Origin of the sequence: Rubrivivax soli, from assembly GCF_049810355.1 — a bacterium.
In the GTDB taxonomy this organism is placed as follows: domain Bacteria; phylum Pseudomonadota; class Gammaproteobacteria; order Burkholderiales; family Burkholderiaceae_C; genus Rubrivivax.
The window spans coordinates 5,884,854-5,900,496 of the sequence record NZ_CP187368.1; the positions used below are offsets into that span (position 1 = coordinate 5,884,854).

21 protein-coding genes are annotated in these 15,643 nt (G+C 67.8%); 10 read left to right on the plus strand and 11 right to left on the minus strand.

Annotated features, from left to right (window positions below):
- Positions 1–4: 4 nt before the first annotated feature.
- Positions 5–2,122: an InlB B-repeat-containing protein gene (locus ACPOLB_RS27025; protein WP_425259168.1), complete on the plus strand. Its 2,118-nt coding sequence runs from the start codon at positions 5–7 to the stop codon at positions 2,120–2,122.
- A gap of 473 nt (positions 2,123–2,595) precedes the next feature.
- Here the strand turns inward: ACPOLB_RS27025 and ACPOLB_RS27030 are convergent, their stop codons facing one another.
- Together ACPOLB_RS27030 and ACPOLB_RS27035 are read right to left on the minus strand one after the other, a co-directional pair.
- Positions 2,596–3,027 (minus strand): hypothetical protein, encoded by a 432-nt coding sequence (locus ACPOLB_RS27030; protein WP_425259169.1) that lies wholly within the window; start codon positions 3,025–3,027, stop codon positions 2,596–2,598.
- Entirely contained in the window at positions 3,024–3,485 is a 462-nt protein-coding gene (locus ACPOLB_RS27035) for a DUF2147 domain-containing protein (protein ID WP_425259170.1), read from the minus strand. The genes ACPOLB_RS27030 and ACPOLB_RS27035 overlap by 4 nt, the downstream gene beginning before the upstream one ends.
- 227 nt (positions 3,486–3,712) lie before the next feature.
- On the opposite strand from ACPOLB_RS27035, the gene ACPOLB_RS27040 reads away from it, so the two are divergent.
- Positions 3,713–4,252 (plus strand): TetR/AcrR family transcriptional regulator, encoded by a 540-nt coding sequence (locus ACPOLB_RS27040; RefSeq protein ID WP_425259171.1) that lies wholly within the window; start codon positions 3,713–3,715, stop codon positions 4,250–4,252.
- A 557-nt stretch (positions 4,253–4,809) separates the two neighbouring features.
- Here ACPOLB_RS27040 and ACPOLB_RS27045 read toward each other — a convergent pair.
- The gene (locus tag ACPOLB_RS27045) at positions 4,810–5,124 is read right to left on the minus strand and encodes a hypothetical protein (RefSeq protein ID WP_425259173.1); all 315 of its coding nucleotides are present in this window, start codon (positions 5,122–5,124) and stop codon (positions 4,810–4,812) included.
- Positions 5,125–5,538: 414 nt separating this feature from the next.
- On the opposite strand from ACPOLB_RS27045, the gene ACPOLB_RS27050 reads away from it, so the two are divergent.
- Genes ACPOLB_RS27050 through ACPOLB_RS27060 form a run of 3 tightly spaced genes read left to right on the plus strand, consistent with a single transcriptional unit; the run spans position 5,539 to position 6,523 of the window.
- Positions 5,539–5,733, plus strand: coding sequence for a hypothetical protein (locus ACPOLB_RS27050; RefSeq protein ID WP_425259175.1), 195 nt, complete (start codon positions 5,539–5,541; stop codon positions 5,731–5,733).
- A 37-nt stretch (positions 5,734–5,770) separates the two neighbouring features.
- On the plus strand, positions 5,771–6,109 hold the full coding sequence (locus tag ACPOLB_RS27055; RefSeq protein ID WP_425259176.1) for a hypothetical protein: 339 nt from the start codon (positions 5,771–5,773) through the stop codon (positions 6,107–6,109).
- Between the two features lie 27 nt (positions 6,110–6,136).
- Entirely contained in the window at positions 6,137–6,523 is a 387-nt protein-coding gene (locus ACPOLB_RS27060; protein WP_425259177.1) for a VOC family protein, read from the plus strand.
- Positions 6,524–6,565: 42 nt separating this feature from the next.
- Here the strand turns inward: ACPOLB_RS27060 and ACPOLB_RS27065 are convergent, their stop codons facing one another.
- Positions 6,566–7,516, minus strand: coding sequence for a LysR substrate-binding domain-containing protein (locus tag ACPOLB_RS27065; RefSeq protein ID WP_425259178.1), 951 nt, complete (start codon positions 7,514–7,516; stop codon positions 6,566–6,568).
- 70 nt (positions 7,517–7,586) lie between these two features.
- Between ACPOLB_RS27065 and ACPOLB_RS27070 the strand changes: the two genes are divergently transcribed.
- The 3 genes from ACPOLB_RS27070 (at position 7,587) to ACPOLB_RS27080 (ending at position 9,283) form a co-directional block, all read left to right on the plus strand.
- On the plus strand, positions 7,587–7,811 hold the full coding sequence (locus ACPOLB_RS27070; RefSeq protein ID WP_425259179.1) for a hypothetical protein: 225 nt from the start codon (positions 7,587–7,589) through the stop codon (positions 7,809–7,811).
- A gap of 340 nt (positions 7,812–8,151) precedes the next feature.
- The gene (locus tag ACPOLB_RS27075) at positions 8,152–8,667 is read left to right on the plus strand and encodes a hypothetical protein (RefSeq protein WP_425259180.1); all 516 of its coding nucleotides are present in this window, start codon (positions 8,152–8,154) and stop codon (positions 8,665–8,667) included.
- Between the two features lie 52 nt (positions 8,668–8,719).
- On the plus strand, positions 8,720–9,283 hold the full coding sequence (locus ACPOLB_RS27080; protein ID WP_425259181.1) for a hypothetical protein: 564 nt from the start codon (positions 8,720–8,722) through the stop codon (positions 9,281–9,283).
- 905 nt (positions 9,284–10,188) lie between these two features.
- Here the strand turns inward: ACPOLB_RS27080 and ACPOLB_RS27085 are convergent.
- The 3 genes from ACPOLB_RS27085 to radC form a co-directional block, all read right to left on the minus strand.
- Positions 10,189–10,419 (minus strand): hypothetical protein, encoded by a 231-nt coding sequence (locus ACPOLB_RS27085; protein WP_425259182.1) that lies wholly within the window; start codon positions 10,417–10,419, stop codon positions 10,189–10,191.
- A complete protein-coding gene (locus ACPOLB_RS27090; protein ID WP_425259183.1) occupies positions 10,416–10,724 on the minus strand; it encodes a hypothetical protein in 309 nt (102 codons plus the stop codon). Before ACPOLB_RS27090 ends, ACPOLB_RS27085 begins: the two co-directional genes overlap by 4 nt.
- Before the next feature lie 313 nt (positions 10,725–11,037).
- The gene (radC, locus tag ACPOLB_RS27095) at positions 11,038–11,670 is read right to left on the minus strand and encodes a RadC family protein (RefSeq protein ID WP_425259184.1); all 633 of its coding nucleotides are present in this window, start codon (positions 11,668–11,670) and stop codon (positions 11,038–11,040) included.
- A gap of 561 nt (positions 11,671–12,231) precedes the next feature.
- On the opposite strand from radC, the gene ACPOLB_RS27100 reads away from it, so the two are divergent.
- Positions 12,232–12,444 carry a hypothetical protein gene (locus ACPOLB_RS27100; protein WP_425259185.1) on the plus strand — a complete coding sequence of 71 codons (213 nt, stop codon included), beginning with the start codon at positions 12,232–12,234 and terminating at the stop codon, positions 12,442–12,444.
- A gap of 132 nt (positions 12,445–12,576) precedes the next feature.
- On the opposite strand, the gene ACPOLB_RS27105 is transcribed toward ACPOLB_RS27100, so the two are convergent.
- The 4 genes from ACPOLB_RS27105 to ACPOLB_RS27120 form a co-directional block, all read right to left on the minus strand.
- Positions 12,577–13,068: a hypothetical protein gene (locus ACPOLB_RS27105; RefSeq protein ID WP_425259186.1), complete on the minus strand. Its 492-nt coding sequence runs from the start codon at positions 13,066–13,068 to the stop codon at positions 12,577–12,579.
- A 9-nt stretch (positions 13,069–13,077) separates the two neighbouring features.
- Positions 13,078–13,260, minus strand: a complete 183-nt coding sequence (locus ACPOLB_RS27110; RefSeq protein ID WP_425259187.1) for a hypothetical protein — start codon at positions 13,258–13,260, stop codon at positions 13,078–13,080.
- 171 nt (positions 13,261–13,431) lie between these two features.
- Positions 13,432–14,076: a hypothetical protein gene (locus tag ACPOLB_RS27115; RefSeq protein WP_425259188.1), complete on the minus strand. Its 645-nt coding sequence runs from the start codon at positions 14,074–14,076 to the stop codon at positions 13,432–13,434.
- A gap of 215 nt (positions 14,077–14,291) precedes the next feature.
- Complete coding sequence (locus ACPOLB_RS27120; RefSeq protein WP_425259189.1) at positions 14,292–14,504, minus strand: hypothetical protein; 213 nt, start codon at positions 14,502–14,504, stop codon at positions 14,292–14,294.
- Positions 14,505–15,394: 890 nt separating this feature from the next.
- On the opposite strand from ACPOLB_RS27120, the gene ACPOLB_RS27125 reads away from it, so the two are divergent.
- Positions 15,395–15,640 (plus strand): hypothetical protein, encoded by a 246-nt coding sequence (locus ACPOLB_RS27125; protein WP_425259190.1) that lies wholly within the window; start codon positions 15,395–15,397, stop codon positions 15,638–15,640.
- The last annotated feature ends 3 nt before the right edge of the window (positions 15,641–15,643 follow it).

The following is a 15,643-nucleotide window of genomic DNA, read 5'->3' on the forward strand; positions in this document are numbered from 1 at the left end:
GATGATGCAATTGGATCTTGGTCGGCAACCTGGCGCGCGTCGGTTCGGGCTCGCGCTGGGTCTGGTGCTCAGCTTGCTCGCCGGCTGCGGTGGCGGCAGTGATGCGCCTGCGGGGGATGCGCCCTATCTGGTGAGCGTGGACGTCAGCGGCAGCGGCCGTGTCACCAGTCCTTCGGGAATCGACTGCGGCAGCATCTGCAGCATCAGCGTTCCTGCCAACACATCCATCACCCTGACCGCGGTGCCCGCGGCTGGCCAGATTCTGCGGTCTTGGGGCGGTGTCTGCACGGGCGCTGTCGGCAGCAACTGCACCCTCACCAGGGGTGGCGCGGTCACGGCCTCGTTCGCGGCTGCGCCCACGCCCGATCCGGTCAATCTGAGCGTCGGCGTCACCGGTGAGGGACGGCTGGTCTCACAGCCCGCTGGCATCGATTGCGGCAGCATCTGCTCCGCGCCGTTTGCCCCCGGAACCACCGTGGTCCTGACGGCCACGCCAGCGACTGGCCAGGTGCTGCAGGGTTGGGGCGGGGCCTGCGCTGCCGCCACCGGCAGCACCTGTTCGTTGACGCTGTCACAGGCCAGCAGCGCCTCGGTCCGCTTTGGCGCGCCAGCTCGCAGCCTTGCCCTAGCGGTAACGGTCACAGGAGCGGGAACCGTGCGCTCTCAGCCATCGGGTATCGACTGCGGCACCCGTTGCAGCGCGAGTTTCGAGGAGTCCAGCGCCGTGGTGCTGACGGCCTCGCCGGCCCAGGGCCAAGTCTTTCAGGCCTGGGGCGGCGCCTGCAGCGGAACAGCCAGCACCTGCAGTCTCACGATGACCGAAGCGCGCAGCGTGACTGCGGCGTTCGCGGCGGTGGGCGGGCCGGCACCGGCCTGGGGCACTGCGACGCGGCTGGAGAGCAGCGATGACTTCAACGTGACTGAAAGCGGTCTCGTGTACCAGGTCACGGCGATGTCGCCGAATGGCGATGCGATGGTGATCTGGCAACAGCCCGATGGCCAGCCCAACGGTGACGTGAGCAAGGTCTACTCCCGGCTCTACGTCGCTGGCCAGGGCTGGCAGCCTGCGGTGCAGGTCCCAGGCATCACGGACTTCGCCAACCGCCAGATCGTTGGCGGCAGACTGTTCATCGACGCCCAGCGCGTGGTGACCTGGATTCGGGCGAACATGGAAACGCGGCGATTCACGGTCTCCGGCGGTTGGGGCTCCCCGTTCCAACCAGCTGCCGCGCCTTCGGGGGCGGGCCAACTCAATGCGGCGGTGATGGACGACGCGGGCAACATCCAGGCGGTGACGAGCGGAAGCGATGTCTACCACCTCAACCTGCCAGCCAATGGAGTGTGGCGCGAGTGGGTTCGCCTGGATACCAGTGGGGCTCTGGACACCGACTCCGCAGACCTGGCGCGCAGCGCGGATGGCAGCGCGATGGCCATCTGGGTCGAGCGCAATCCGGGTGACAGCAGCGACAGCATGAAAGCGGCCCGCCTGGACCCGGTCAGCGGCTGGCAGGCGCCGGTGACGATGGACGCCAGCTTCGACGACGTCGACCAGAGCTCGCCCCCGCGCGTGGTCATGGACGGTGCGGGCAACGCGATCGCCGTTTGGGAGCAGGGCAACGCCATCCAGGTGGCGCGCTTCAGCACGGGCGCCGGCTGGTCCGCACCGGTGGCTTTTGACGCGGGTGCACTGTCGACGCAGGATGTGAAGATCCGCGCGGCGATGGCTGCCAACGGCCGGGCCGTCGTGGCTTGGCAGAGCGGCCTGTTCGCCATCAAGACCGTTCGCTTCACGCCGGCCGACGGATTCTCGACACCGGTGGTCGCCACACCGTACGCGCTGGACCGCGAGTTGGGCATTGATGCCCAGGGCAACGCGCAGCTGGTCTACGTCGCAGTCGACACGTGGCCTGACCCCACGTCGCCCGAGATCAGTGTCTACACGCGCCAGATGCTCTGGGGGCAGACGTGGGGACCGCAGGCGCTGCTGGAAACCCAGCCGGGTGGGATCAAGACCGGACTGGCGTTGGCATTCAATTCTGCTGGGGCGGCGCTGGCGTCCTGGGCGCAGAACGACACGGTCTCCAACATCCGCAACAGCCTCTGGGCCAACGTCCGACGTTGATCCCGTCGGCTGCACAAGTGGTGGGTGCCGCGACACCAGGACTCTGCCGATGCTTCACGTCGTGAGCCCCGTCCTTCGATCCGGGTCCATGCCTGAAGACTCCTCGTTGTCGTTCGGGTGGGATCCGCGCCGCGACTCGCGCGTCCGTTGCCAGGCGTGCAGGCCCTGTTGAACCTGGCGTACGAAAGCCGGCGCCCGTACGCGCGGGAGACACGAGAGCGACCATCGCGTCCGAGTGCGGCGGCGACGCTGAAGACGGACTTCGAGGCCCACCGTTGTTGACTCACGCTGCAAGGGCATGTCGTCTTCGGACGGCAGCGGCGCGACCCGGCTGCATGGGCTCAGCGGATCGGGAGGTTCCGCTGGCTTGAGGCTGCGAGGGCGTTGGTCGGAGGAGATCGTCTGCTCGTCCACCATGGCGACGGTGTCGCCGTGTCGCGCGGCGGTGGCTTCGGTGGGAGCCGCCGCGCAGCCTACAGCAGAGCGACGCCACGGCGCCGCAGGCGCATGAAGTACAGAGCGAAGACGCCGACGAAGACGATGTCTCCAAGAATCACCACGATGGCGAACCAGGAGGTCCAGCCGCTCAGGTGCATGTAGGCCAGGTTCGCCGCGAACAGCGTCTTGCCAAGGCCGCCCATCACGACGATGCCCGAGTGACGCGCTGGATCGCGTGCCACGATCAAGAAGCCCAGCCCGTAGAGAAGCGCGGTTCCCCAGGCGCCACGGTAGATCGCCACCTGCACCGGGTCGGTCAACGCACGACCGAACTCGCGCTCGAACATGCCGGACGGATCGATGAGCCCAGGCAACGCCCCGGCCAGGTTCCACAGCGCGGCGGCCAGGAACCAGACGCGCAACAGATTTGCGTGCCGCCCAGGGCCCATGATCGAGGACGAACTCATGGCGATGTGCGATCCGCGGCAGCCGTTTCGCCGGCTGCTCGTGTCCAGACCTCGCTGCGGCACAAGGGGCCAAGGCACCCCGTGACGCGCAGCGCGGAAGAGGACAGCAGGCCCAGATGCGCGCGGAAGGTCATGCCATCCGCGGGGTTGTAGAGCCGCCCATCGCGCCATCCGTCTTTCCCTGAAGCGAAGCCCCACAGGATGGGAAGGCCCAGGAGCGCACGGCCCCGCTGACCTGGATCGCCGTTGCGGACATCGTGCGTGGTGCCTTGCGTGACACGCGGGTCGAGCCAGGTCAGGCGACCGCACGGCGTGCCATCACCGCAGTCCGTGATCTGAACCAGGGCTCCGTAGCGGTCGGTGCGCCAGTGTCCGGCCAGGTCGGATGCACCACCGGCCAGCGAGCCCTTGGCCGCCAGCAGGCCCAACGCCAATGCAAGAAGAAGTCGCTGTTGCATCTGCTTCCAGTGAATTTAAAGAACACGCGTTATACATAAACCAGTCGGCATGGTCAATGCGTGCGACTCAGGGTCGAGGACACTGAGAGGGTGAACAACGCGTGGAGAGCTGTGGGGCGATGAAGCAGGAATCAGGCGGGCCACGTGTGCAACGGCGGGCAAGGGGCCGCCCGCTGCGCTCGCCGGCTCAAATCGCGGACATGCGTGTCCACATTGCGCGGTGCGCCTTGCAGCTGTTCCAGCAGGACGGCTACGGCGCGGTCTCCATGCGCAAGCTGGCTGCTGAGGCAGGCTGCACGCCCAAGACCGTCTACGCGTACTTCGACTCCAAGCTCGACATCCTGGGCTTGCTCTGGTCGGATGTGTTCGCCACGTTGTTCGACCGCCTCGACGCCCTCGCTGCTGCTGACACCGATCCGCGCGATCGGCTGCATGCCGTGTCACGGGCCTACGTCGCGTTCTGGCTGGAGCACCGCGACCACTACTTCCTGGTCTTCATGTCCAGAGGTCTGTCGCGAACGGACGTCGAGGGATTCGTCGCGACTGGCATGCCGCGCGCGCGGTTCGAACTGTTCGTGCGCTGTCTTGCCACCGTCCTCGGAGAGGCAGTCGACTCGGAACTGCTCAGGCAGCGCAGCGAAGTGCTGATCTGCGCGCTCAACGGGATTTGCCAGGCGCTGATCACCATGAGCGGCCACGACTGGGCCTCGCCCGATGTTCTGGTCAGCGAAGCGGTCGAGGCTGTGTGCAGCCGAAGTCCAGGCTGAGGGGTTGCAGGCCGCCGCGGACGCGGCCTGCCGCGCAGTGCGTGACGGTCACCCCGTTCGTTTCGGACGCCGCCCCCAGGCCTCGTCCGTTGCAACGGTCGTGGTCTCCGGGAAGCCCGCCACGTCGCCGGCGTCGGTCGCTCCTGATGAGCGGCGACGAACGCGGTCGGCGGCAGGCGCCGTGGTGGCGCCTCAGCTGCGGTGGAGGTGCGGCCGCTCGCGCAGGCGGCTGCGCATAGCGCCGTTGCGGCGGTGCACAGCAGGTGGCGCCTTCCGCATTCCGGGGCATGAGGCACGGGGAATCCAATTCGGTGTGACCAGGACGGCATCCTGCCGAGCCAGGCTCTACAAGGGCTCAAGCCCCAGGGTCACGGCAAGGCCGTCCGACACCGGCTGCCGGTGTGCGAACGCGCGGCCAGCGGTTCAGCATCGCGGCAGGTCCGCTTCAAGGAGCAGCACGTCAAGACTCAGCCCGAGGGTCGCGCCGAACTGGTCGGGCGTGAAGGACCTTCTGGTTGGCGCGTCTTGGAGGGACAGCGCCTCCAACTCGGCCTGCGTCAGTGGCTCCAGCGACGGGGCCCGTGGGCGCAGCCCTGTGTCTCGTCGCGTGTTGCGCCGAGGACGAAGAACCCCAGCACCCGGATAGCCCGCGCCGCTCGCTCGGCGTCCAGGCCTGGGTTGGCGACGCAGGCCGGGATCTCCGCCAGAAAGGCGATGCCCGTGGCGGCGTTCCAGCGGCGCGGCGAGAGCCACGCATCGAGGTGCACGTGTTGTCTCGCAATGCGACGCCGTTGCCTCACCAACTGCTGCAATCGTGAGGACGGGTCTTCGTCGCGCGAGGGGATGCGGATGCTGGACAGGACGCGGTTCAAGAGTGTATCGAGCAGGTGGGCATTGTTCGGAAGTGGTGGTACAGGTTCATCGTCTCCAACCCCAGCGACTGGCCCAGGCGGCGCATGCTGAAGGCGTCGAGTCCCGCGCGATCGATCAGGTCCAGAGCATCGACCTCGATGGGCTCGCGCGTCAGCGAGGGTCGGTTGGGTGGCCGGGGCATGCGTTCTACAGATTGCGAAGGGGCCGAGCAGCATGTGGCCTGGGCGTGCCCGGTCTGGCGGGAGACGACGCCCGCGCTGTTGAATGGCTTCCTCGATCGCACCCTGGTCTCTGGCTATGCCTCTCCCGGCCGACCGAACTCAGCCCTTTGGGGCCGCGTGCTCCACGGGCGCTCGGCAGAACGACTGGCGACGATGGACGCGCCACCCTGACACCACAGCTGGCTCGACCGCATGCCGGGCCATTGGCAGATGCGGCGCCTGATTCTTGCGCTTTGCGGCATCAACCTGGTGCGCATCACCAGCCGCAGCCCTGTCCGATCGGCGTCGCCGCAGCGGATCGAGCGCTGGCTGGTCGATGCCCGCCGGCGCGGTGCGCGGGCGGCCGGTCAACTGGCCCGCCGCCCTGAGTGCGCCATGACCCGCTGAACAAGGTTCTGAACAATGCAACGGCATGATGCAGGCCATGAACCTGACCGACAGATTCCGCCACTTCCTTGCCTGCTACGCGCGCAAGGACCTTCCGGGCATCTCGCGCATGCTGGCCGACAGCGTGTCCCTGCGCGACTGGAACATCTCCGTGCAAGGAAGGGCCGATGTGGAGCAGGCTACCTCGGCGAACTTCGCGGCAGCCCGCAGCATCGACATCGACGTGCTGACGGTCTACGAAAGCCCGTACGCCGTTGCCGGCGAACTGAGGATCGTGGTAGACGGACAGACCGAGCTGTTCGTGGTCGACGTGATCCAGTTCGACCCCCACGGACAAGTCACCGCCATCCGCTCCTACAAAGGCCGCGCAGATTGAGCGCCCCATTTAAGTTCGAGAATCAACATGAACATGCCCGTTCTTCGCATTGCACGCCCGACCGATAGCATCGATGCTCTGATGCCGTTCTACCGCGACGGTCTGGGCCTGGAGGTGCTCGGTCACTTTGAGGACCATGCTGGCTTCGATGGCGTGATGCTTGGCGAGCCCGGCGGACCGTACCACTTCGAGTTCACGCACCAGCGTGGGCACGCAGTCGGCCGTGCGCCGAGTCAGGACCACCTGATCGTCTTCTACCTGCCTGAGCTGTCGGAGTGGGAAGCTGCGGTGGCACGTCTGCGCAGGCTGGGCCACGAGCCCGTGGCCTCCTACAACCCGTACTGGGACACCCTGGGCGCGACCTTCGAAGACGCCGATGGGTACCGGTTGGTCTTGCAGCGAGCGCGCTGGTAGATGTCTGCTGGCCTCTGTAGCCGCTCTGGCGTGCCAGAGCGCTCAGTGACGTAACGCGTCGGCCACGAAGCGCACCAGCGCGCGCGCGGCCTCGGGCGCGACGGCCAGCGGCAGTGTCAGCGCATGCACCGTGTTGCCTTCCATCATCGGCAGTCGCCAGCCGGGCAATGTGTCCACGAGCGTGCCGCGCGTCAGATCGTCACGAACAGCGAAGTCCGGCGTGAACACGATGCCGGCACCAGCGCGTGCCCCGGCCTGCAACGTGCCGAGATCGTCGGCCGACATGCAAGGCCGCACCTCCACCGAGGCCCGTTCGCCGCTGGCGTCGTGCACCCAGTGCAAGGTCCGAGGCTCGGCCGACGCAGCGTAGACCAGGCAGCGCGCCCGGGCCAGGTCTTCCGGACGCCTCAGTTTCGGCTTTGAGCCCGGCGCCGCGTAGGCGCCGACGGCGAAGCGCAGCACAGGTTGCGCGATGCAGTCGTCGGGTGGCCGATCGGTCATGCGGAAAGCGAGATCGACGTCTTCGCGGAGCAGGTCGACGCGGCGCAGGGTGAAACGCAATTCGATCTGGAGCGCCGGATGGCGCGCCTGGAAGGCCGCCAGCAACGGGCCGAGCACCGTGTGGCCGAACACCGGCACCGTGGTCACCCGCAAGGTGCCCGACAGACCGCTGGTGCGCGAGCGCAATGCGCGGCGTGCGGCCTCTGCGGATTCGAGCACGACGCGGGCGCGGGTCAGCAGGCGCCGGCCGGCTTCGGTCAGGCCGACGGCGCGGGTGTGACGCACGAACAGCGGCACGCCGATCTGCGCCTCGATCTGCGACACGCGACGGCTCACCGCCGCACGGGTCTGCCCGAGTTCTCGAGCTGCAGCAGCAAAGCTGTCGGCGCCCGCCACTCGTGCGAAGAACTCCAGTGCGCCTGCATCGGGCAGTGCGGCCCCCGGCCGTACCAACGAGGACCGACGCGTCTGGGTGCCGGAGGCTTTTGTCAACCAGAAGTCACCAATGAGTCAAGCAGATTCATTCTAGTCAACTGCGACGTGCCTATCTACATTGGCTGGCATGGCGATCAACCACCTCCAAGCCTCTGCGCAGAACATCCCGGGATTGAAGTCCGCTTCCCGCGGACCCGCCTACACGCTGACGGCCGAGAGCAGTCTCCGCCTCGCTGCCGCATGGTTCGAGCGCCAGGGCGCGGCACGCGCCGTGGCGCCCGTCTGTGTCACCACAGGGTGCACCCGCGGCTTCTATGCCGGCTTCGCGCAGTGGCTGGCATCGCGCGGCTGAGCGGTGCTCACACACGACGACCGCGGCTTCGCGGGCTCTCGAGACAGTCACCCGCGATGCGAGCGGGCCACGATGCATGACTGGGCCGTGCTCGACATGAGTGCCGCACCTGCGGCCGCTGAGGCGCGGCGTGCCGGGCGGAGCCTCCGGTTGCTGCTGGTGCGGCACAGCTCTGGCGGCAACAGCATCGCGTTCGCGCGTGGTGTGGATCGTGCCGACGCAATCCTGTGCGTGGCTTCGTAACTGGGCGAGCCGCGCCTGGTCCCAGGCGTGCACCGCGTGAAGGCCGACGTGTTCTTCCGCTCCTGGATGCGCACCCCTCAGCTCTGCTTTGAAACTCATGCCCACCTTTCGTGTCGAGTTGGATCGCCTTTGTGCCAAGCGTGCCAAGGACCTTGGGCGTGACCTGACAGCCGAGGAGTTGCGCGAGATTGACGGCCGCCTGTTTCAGGCGTGGATCGATGCCGGGCGCCTCGATGACTTGATACGAACCATCATCGCCAACTTTGGTCGTGACGGCGGTCTTGAAGAGATTATCGTGCTCGGTCATCACCTCCGCGAGACCAAGGATGTGGCGCGCATCCATGCCCTCTTCCGGCGATTGATCTCCATCCGCGTCAAGGCCTTCCACCTTTGGTGGCCACGCGCAGCGGAAGGTCACGTGGGTTGCATGCGCGAGGCTGCCCGGACCTCTGCAGCGGCAATGGACGCTTACCTGGAGTACTTCAACAGCCTGGACCGACTCGGGCTCCAGGAGGAACGAGAGAATCTCAGAGCCGAGATGCAGCGGTTTCAGGCCCGTGAAGCGGTCAGAAACGTGCTGCCGCAGGAAGCGGCAAAGCGCGGTGGGGCCTGACCCCTCCGCTCGAATTGACGGCTGCAACAGGCTTTGCAGGCCTCGCCCTGAGGTGCCCGGCATATTGCTTCAGTCCGGGCTTGCAGCGCCCGCCTTCGCGGATCGCTTGGACCGGACGTTTGACCGTCCGAAGAAACAACCCAACGAAACAACCCCATTCACCTGCGCCATGTTTGCTCCAGCCCTTCGTATCGCACTGGGAAAGTCTCGTTCGACTTCTGACCGTACGCTGCTCGAGCGTGCTCTGGACGCCGCGGATGCACTTGATCTTGTGCAGGCCGCGTTCGAGGAGCGAATCAATGCCAGCAAGGCGGCGAGGGGCGAGAAGCCGACCAGACTGTCCAAGGGGTGGCAGGCGGAAGTGGATGGCTACGCCAGGGACGCTGAAGAAATCCAGCGAGAGCAGTTGTCCGTCTACGAGGCGGAACTGGATCCGCGGGAAATCGTGGTTGCATTGAGCTCGGGTCTACAGAGCGACCTGAGCTTCTGGAATGGAGCAGCCAAGTACGCCCATGCTGCCGACAGACCCATCGTTGAAGAGCTCGTGGCTGCCAAGCGTCGTCTGCTGTCAGCCCTGGACACCGCGGTGCAGGGGTTGGCCCAAGGTGCCACCTGACACTGGGCTACTGACCTCCCGCCGCGTCACCTGTCGAGCGTCATCGTCAGTGTCTTGCCCCCGTCGTGTTCCATTGACCTGAGTACGACGCCGCTGGATGACAGCCGCTGCTTGCGGCGCCGCGACTGTCCACGCCGAGTCCGTGCGCCTGTCCGCGACGGCCACACGTGTTTTCCAATCCAAGCGGTTGGGGCGTCGCTATCCGGTGCATTTGGGCGGGTCACAGGGCGTATCGCAAGGTACGCCGCTGCCCGTCGTCGTGGAGCTGGACGGTGATTCCGCCTCTCCGTGGTTGCATGGCGCGAGCGACTTCATGCGCAGCCAGGCACAGGGCCGCGGGTTGGCTGAATTCCTGCTTGTGGTGCTCGGTGACGCATCGGGTGAAGCCGCAGCCTTGTGGCGCCGTCGCGACTGCACACCATTGCGGCCTGCCAAGCCGCCGATAGGCAGCTCTGCGCAGGACTTTGGCGGGGCATCGTCCCACGCGGATCATCTTGAGCAGGAGTTGCTGTCGTGGTTGGCCCAGACCGCGGGTAGCCTGCCAGCGCGTGCCGCACCGGCACGGACCACAACTGTCCAGCGCATTGCTGCCGCGCACGGCGGTACTGGCCGCCCGATTACGTCAGCTTAGTGGCGCGTACCCGCCGTACGCCGATTGGCGGTGTCCGGCCCCTCACGCTGGGCGGCTTCCCTTCGCGGCCTGTTGGCAACCCGACTGTTGTCGATCGTTGAAGGGGCGGGATCGATACAACCCCCCCCTTGCGTAGAGGGCGACGGCCCCGATCCCGCGGCATGGGTGCGCAACGCCGTGGTCAGGTGATGGGAGTCTTCAACCAGCAAGCAACGTGGCCGGCGGGCCTTTGGCCAAGTGTCGGACGATGCGGTGACCCGGGCGTCTACAGCCATCACCCTCGGTCTTGTCGACAAACTGCGCAGCCAGGGCCGAGTTCGGCGACCTTGGTGCGCGGGGTCGCGATGTCGGTCCAGTCCAGCAGGGGCTCCTGCAGGCTGGTGTAGAGCATGTCGTTGCGCTCATCGATGACCTGGAGGAAGTAGTCCCCCAGGCGTCGATCGAAGCCGGTCACGATCTCGACGGGGCGTCCGTCGAGCGTGGCCGTCGCTAGGTGCCGGCTCATGGTCCGGGCTCCGCGCTGTCGAACAGGGGCAGCCCGTCGATGACCGCCGCCTCATGATCGAACATCAGCCAGGCCACGCCGGCGGACTCGGCCACCTCGAACAGCATGGCCAGATCAGGCTCCGACGGCACGCGGTACTTCGGTGCCCCGACATAGACGACCCCGCCGCAGTCGGTCGGATAGGCGTTCACGGACAGGTCGTCATCGGCGAGCTTGTGGCGCGTCGCCGAGCTGAGATGCCTCAGTGACAGGCTGGCCAGCATCTCGGCCTGCTGTCGCAGGCCGGTGGCGGGCAGGGTATGCATCGTGGCTTCCTCCTCGGGATGACCAGGGAGATGTGGGGGACTCGGTCGCCCGCCTTGCGGTCGAGGGCGCATGGGGCGTGCACGTCGAACGTCCGGCGCGGGCGAACGTCATGCCGCGGTCGCGGCAGCGGAACCCTTGCAGGCGACCGAGCTCGCCCAGGGGCACGCCGTGGCCGGCACTGCAGGGGCAGGTCGGGGGTCTTCTCTCCGACATGGGCATCCTTGGTTGGGGTGGGATCGGCGAGAAGGGCGCCGCCGGGGCGGCGCCCTTCTCGCGACTGGGGCGTGCAGGGCGTGACTGCCGCACATGGCGTCAGAGCAGTCCGCGCTCCGCGAAGCTGACGCACTGGTCGCCGGCGACGACAAAATGGTCGATCAGTCGGATGTCCACCAGCGCCAGCGCCGACTTCAGCGTCTGCGTCAGGAACTCGTCCGCGCGGCTCGGCTCGGCCTGGCCGCTCGGGTGGTTGTGCGCCACCGCGATCGCGGCGGCGTTGCGGGCCAGGGCGCTCTTGACCAGTTCCCGCGGGTACACGGAGGTCTGGGTGAGCGTGCCTCGGAACACCTCCTCGTGGGTGATCAGCCGGTGGTTGGCATCCAGGTACAGCGCAAGGAAGACCTCGTGCTGCAGGCCCGCGCAGCGCAGCCGCAGCCATTCGCGCAGGACCTGGGGCGAGGACATCACCGGCCCCTGCGCCATCCGGTCACGCAGCTCGCGCATCAGCAGTTCGCGGGCGACACCGAGGCGGCGCGTCAGGAGCTGCTGCGTGGCCAGGTCCTCGTGGAGCGTCTCCCGGTCGCTGACGTGCGGCGCAGCCGGCGTGCTGCCTGGCAATGGGTGGGCTCGCAGGCCCAGCATCTCTGCCACCAGCTCCTCCCGCGACGCATGGGCAGCATCGGACAGGTCCGGCAGATCTTGATGACCCTGGAAGGGGTGGAAGTTCATGGCGTTCTCCTTTCGTGGCGACAAGGAAGACGGGAACGCCGTTCCCCTCCTTCACGGTGTAGGGACTGGTGTCCCCGCAAGGGAAGGATGTGCAGGCACACGATGGAACGTGGCCGGCACGGTGGCTCAGATGATCATCCGAGGCAGGTAACGACTGCGACGCCGCTGCCGCCGGTTCGGTCGGCATCGGAAACACTCCTGTCGGGAGTGGGTGTGAGCGCGTCAAGTCTGTGCCATCAGCGCCCGGGATTCAACCGGGGCGGAGCCAACCGCCACGCCATTGCCGCGCTTGCCCGCGCAACAGGCGCCCGGCTCCGGTGATTGGTCGGTCATCGGTGCGTGGGGAAGCGGCACCGTTCGCATGACCGCACTGCGCGTGTCTGTGCCGTTGTGGCTGGGCCATGGCCTGCCCGGATGTCTTGGCGGGCAGACCGCAAAGGTGACACCGCAGAAGCACTCGGTTGTCACTGCAGAAATTTCTTCACCGCGGGTAGCAGCGGATGTGCACAGACCTGCACGGGCACGCGAAGATGCGCGGCTTCCCGACAAGGCGGACCCGACATGCTGCGCTCCGGAAACCAGCTTCGACTGACCCGACCCGAACGGGTGCGGCTGGCCCGCATCACCGCCATCGAGCCGGGGTCCATCCGCAGCGTCGCGGACCTGCAGGCCTGCGTCCGCCGGTGCAAGGCCCACTACCGGGGCCAATCCGATGACACCCGCTTCCTGCACTGGCTGATCGAGCGTGAGGTGCAGTCCCTGACCGGTCGGTGAGCGCCCGTCGCCCCGTTCGCAGTTTTGGGAACAGGAACGCCCCCGGTGCTGGACCGGGGGCGTGCAGGGTGACGGCCTGGTGTGGATCTGGATGGCGCCGTCTGGACAGTCTCGAACGGTCGACCGAATGGCTCAGCGGAACACACGCGGCTCGACGCTCGCCCGTCGCATGAACGCGAGGGACGCACCGGCCGTGCCGATGTCGTCGAAGGTCGCCACGGGCTGCTCGTGCAGCACCACGGCCCAGGGACGGGCATCGTCATCACCGGCGCAGATGCGCAGCTCCGGTGGCCGCCAGCGCTGGTGGCGGTACAGCGGCAGGCCGATTCGTTGGCAATTGAGCCAGTCCATCAGCGCCAGCATCTGCGCACAGAGGGTGGCCGTACCGGCCGCGTCGCCCGGCTCGACGTGCAGCGGCACCTTCAGCAGGCCGGTCGAGCGGCTGAGTGTGCCGATCACGTCGAACTCGTCGAGCCAGCTCGCGCCGGTGCCGGTGTCGCCCAGCACCAGCCGCGTCTTGCGGCCGTCCCGGCGGCAGGTCTCCAGCACCCGCGCCAGGCGAGGGTCCGTGCCGGGGTCGAAACAGGTGTCGTGGCCCTGGGCGGACTCGCCCCAGGTGCGCACGGCGGCGAGCTACTTCTCAACGCCGGTGAAGCTGGCCGCGTCGTCGGCGGCCGGCATCAGGTCGGAACGATCGAGGCGCTGCGCGATCTGCTGGGCATGGTCGGGGGCGTTGTCGAAGCCGATGCAGGTCACGCCCCCTTCGGTGGCGATCACATACAGGCGTTGCTCGGAATTCAGGGTGGTGTCTCGCACAGGGAAGACTCGAGGTTGTGAGGGCGGACACCGGCCCTGACGGGACGGGCCCGCGGGCGGTTGCATGGGGGCCGGTCAAGCCTGGCCGCTGGAGGCCAGCCCTTGGCCGAGGCACGTCAGCAACCGGACCCGGTGCAGCCGATGGGGCTGCGCCGGGGTTCGGTCTTCGGATCAGCGCCGGCTGACCTGGAGGGCGATGGCGGGGCCGTCGCCGCGAGGTTGCGGGGCACGCTCGGAGCCGCCTTCGGAGCCACTGACTGGCGACGCTGGGGACCTGCCGGCCTGGTCCTGGAAGCGGGCGTGCGCGTCTGCGAACTCGGCATCGCCCAGCAGCTGACGAACCTGTGCGGCGGCCGGTTCGGGCCTGCTGTCGGCGTCACGGGCCGCGGCTGGGCGCGCGCCCCGCTTCGATGTCGCTGTCGAGGCCGGCGGTGCGGCGGCAATGGCTGCGTCGAGGACGTCCGCAGTGCGGTGGTATGCCTTCTGCGTGACGCCGCCGACGAAGGCTGCGGGTCGCTGCAGCGTCCACCGGACCAGCCGGCGCAGCCACTGCCCGATGCGCTTGTCGCGGACCTGGCGCGCCTTGTGGACGCGCAGCGACTGCTTGCAGGACAGGTACAGCGCCAGGTGGCGACGCTTCATCTCAGCGTCGCCGTCGAGCTGCGCCATCACCTCGGCGGCGAGGGCGACGTCACGGCCGACGCGTCTGTAGAAGCCGACCCAGGCGCGCTGCTCCTCGATGTCGATGGTGCTGCGCCGCGGTGACGGGCTCTGGAAGGATCTGTCTGGGAAAGCATGACTCATGGGGTTCTCCAAGAAGGCGAGGGAACCCCGACCCCGACGGGAGACGGTGACTCCCGGAGGGTGGATGGCGAGAACGGCTGAAGAGCCGAGGGAAACGGGGTGTCGGGTGATGGCGTCCCGATGCCATCGCTGGCGGTCGATTCACCATCCCCGAGACCCGAGGACTCGATCGGCACGAGTTCGGGCCGACGGCGGTGCCGCGACGGACGACTCGATGCCCGCGACCCTCAGGTCGTGAGCACGCGAGCGGCGCCTCGGCGCAGGCTCTCGGCAATGCCGATCCAGCGGTCTGCGATCCGGTCCAGATAGACCAGGTCGTCGGCCGCGATCTCGCCCGAGGCGCGGAGCCGGGCGATGACTTCCTTGACCAGGAGGGGATCCTCCCGGGCCAGCACGATGGCCGTCGAGGCGATGCGCCTGCGGTAGGCGTCGACCGTCATGGTCAGCACGCCGTCGCGCAGCGCTCGGACGCCAGAGGGTCCGCGGCCTCGCACACCATGCGGATGGACGCCTGGGGCGTGCAGGGCCGGGGCCGGAGCAGCGCCGGAAGGGTGACAGGCTGCCGGGCGGGCACACGGGCAAGCCCGGTACCACCCAGCAGTGCACACACCGGCGCATTCCTCGGCGGAAGGGCGCGGTTACACGGAACGGGACTCATGGGGGGTTCTCCTTCAGGTGTGAAGGGGAACGCCCATCCCTGGCGGGAAACTGGGGTTCCCCGTCTGGGATGCCCTGCCGGGAAGGCAAGGCGCTTCGTCGCGCATAGGTGCGTGCGCGCGCTGCAGAGGCCCGCGTCCGAGAGGACGGGGCCAGGGCAGATGCTTGCGTCAGGCCAGGCTTCTGATCGAGATCAGGCCGGGCTGGTGAGCGCAGGGCGCGTCACGACGCGGAGGTCGTGGTCGGCGCATGCGAGGAGGGGCCACGACACGGGGTCATGGCCGGCTCCTGGTTTCAGATCCGGAAGGATCGGAGTCGGTCCGGCACACGGAGGTGCCGGGCAGGACACGAGGCAGGTAACGACTGCGACGCCAGCTGGGCTGGACTTCAGGGCGACCATAGCCACCGATGAAGGCTGAGCAGACGCGATGTCCGCAGGAAGCCGGGGCAGTATCGGACGGGGTCCCTCGGACGGCAACAGACCCGATGGCTCATCGTGGCAATGCCCATCCAGGCGACCGGCTCGGCCGACGCTTGGGCGGGCAATCGATTCGGAGTCCTCCACGTCGCTGGACCGGAACGCGGCGCTGCCCGGTTGCAGGGCGTGCGTGTCGGCTGACGGTTCGTATAGTGGGCGGATCAACATCTCCAGCAGACCCGTTGCGTACTGCCCATGACCGCCGAGCGCTATGCCTTCCATGACTGCGAGGCCACCACGGCTGCAGGGGTGCCGCTGCGCATTCCTGCTGGCGTTCACCACGTCGAACGGCGATCGCTGGTGTTCCGCGTGCGCCTGGGTGGCCGCGAGCTCGATCTGACCCTGGCCGAGTGGGAGCGCCTGCTGCGCGCGGGCTGTGTCGAGCCGGTCTCCGTCGTGGTCGCCGATTCGCAGGGGGCCGGCGACACCCATCTTCGGTGAGGC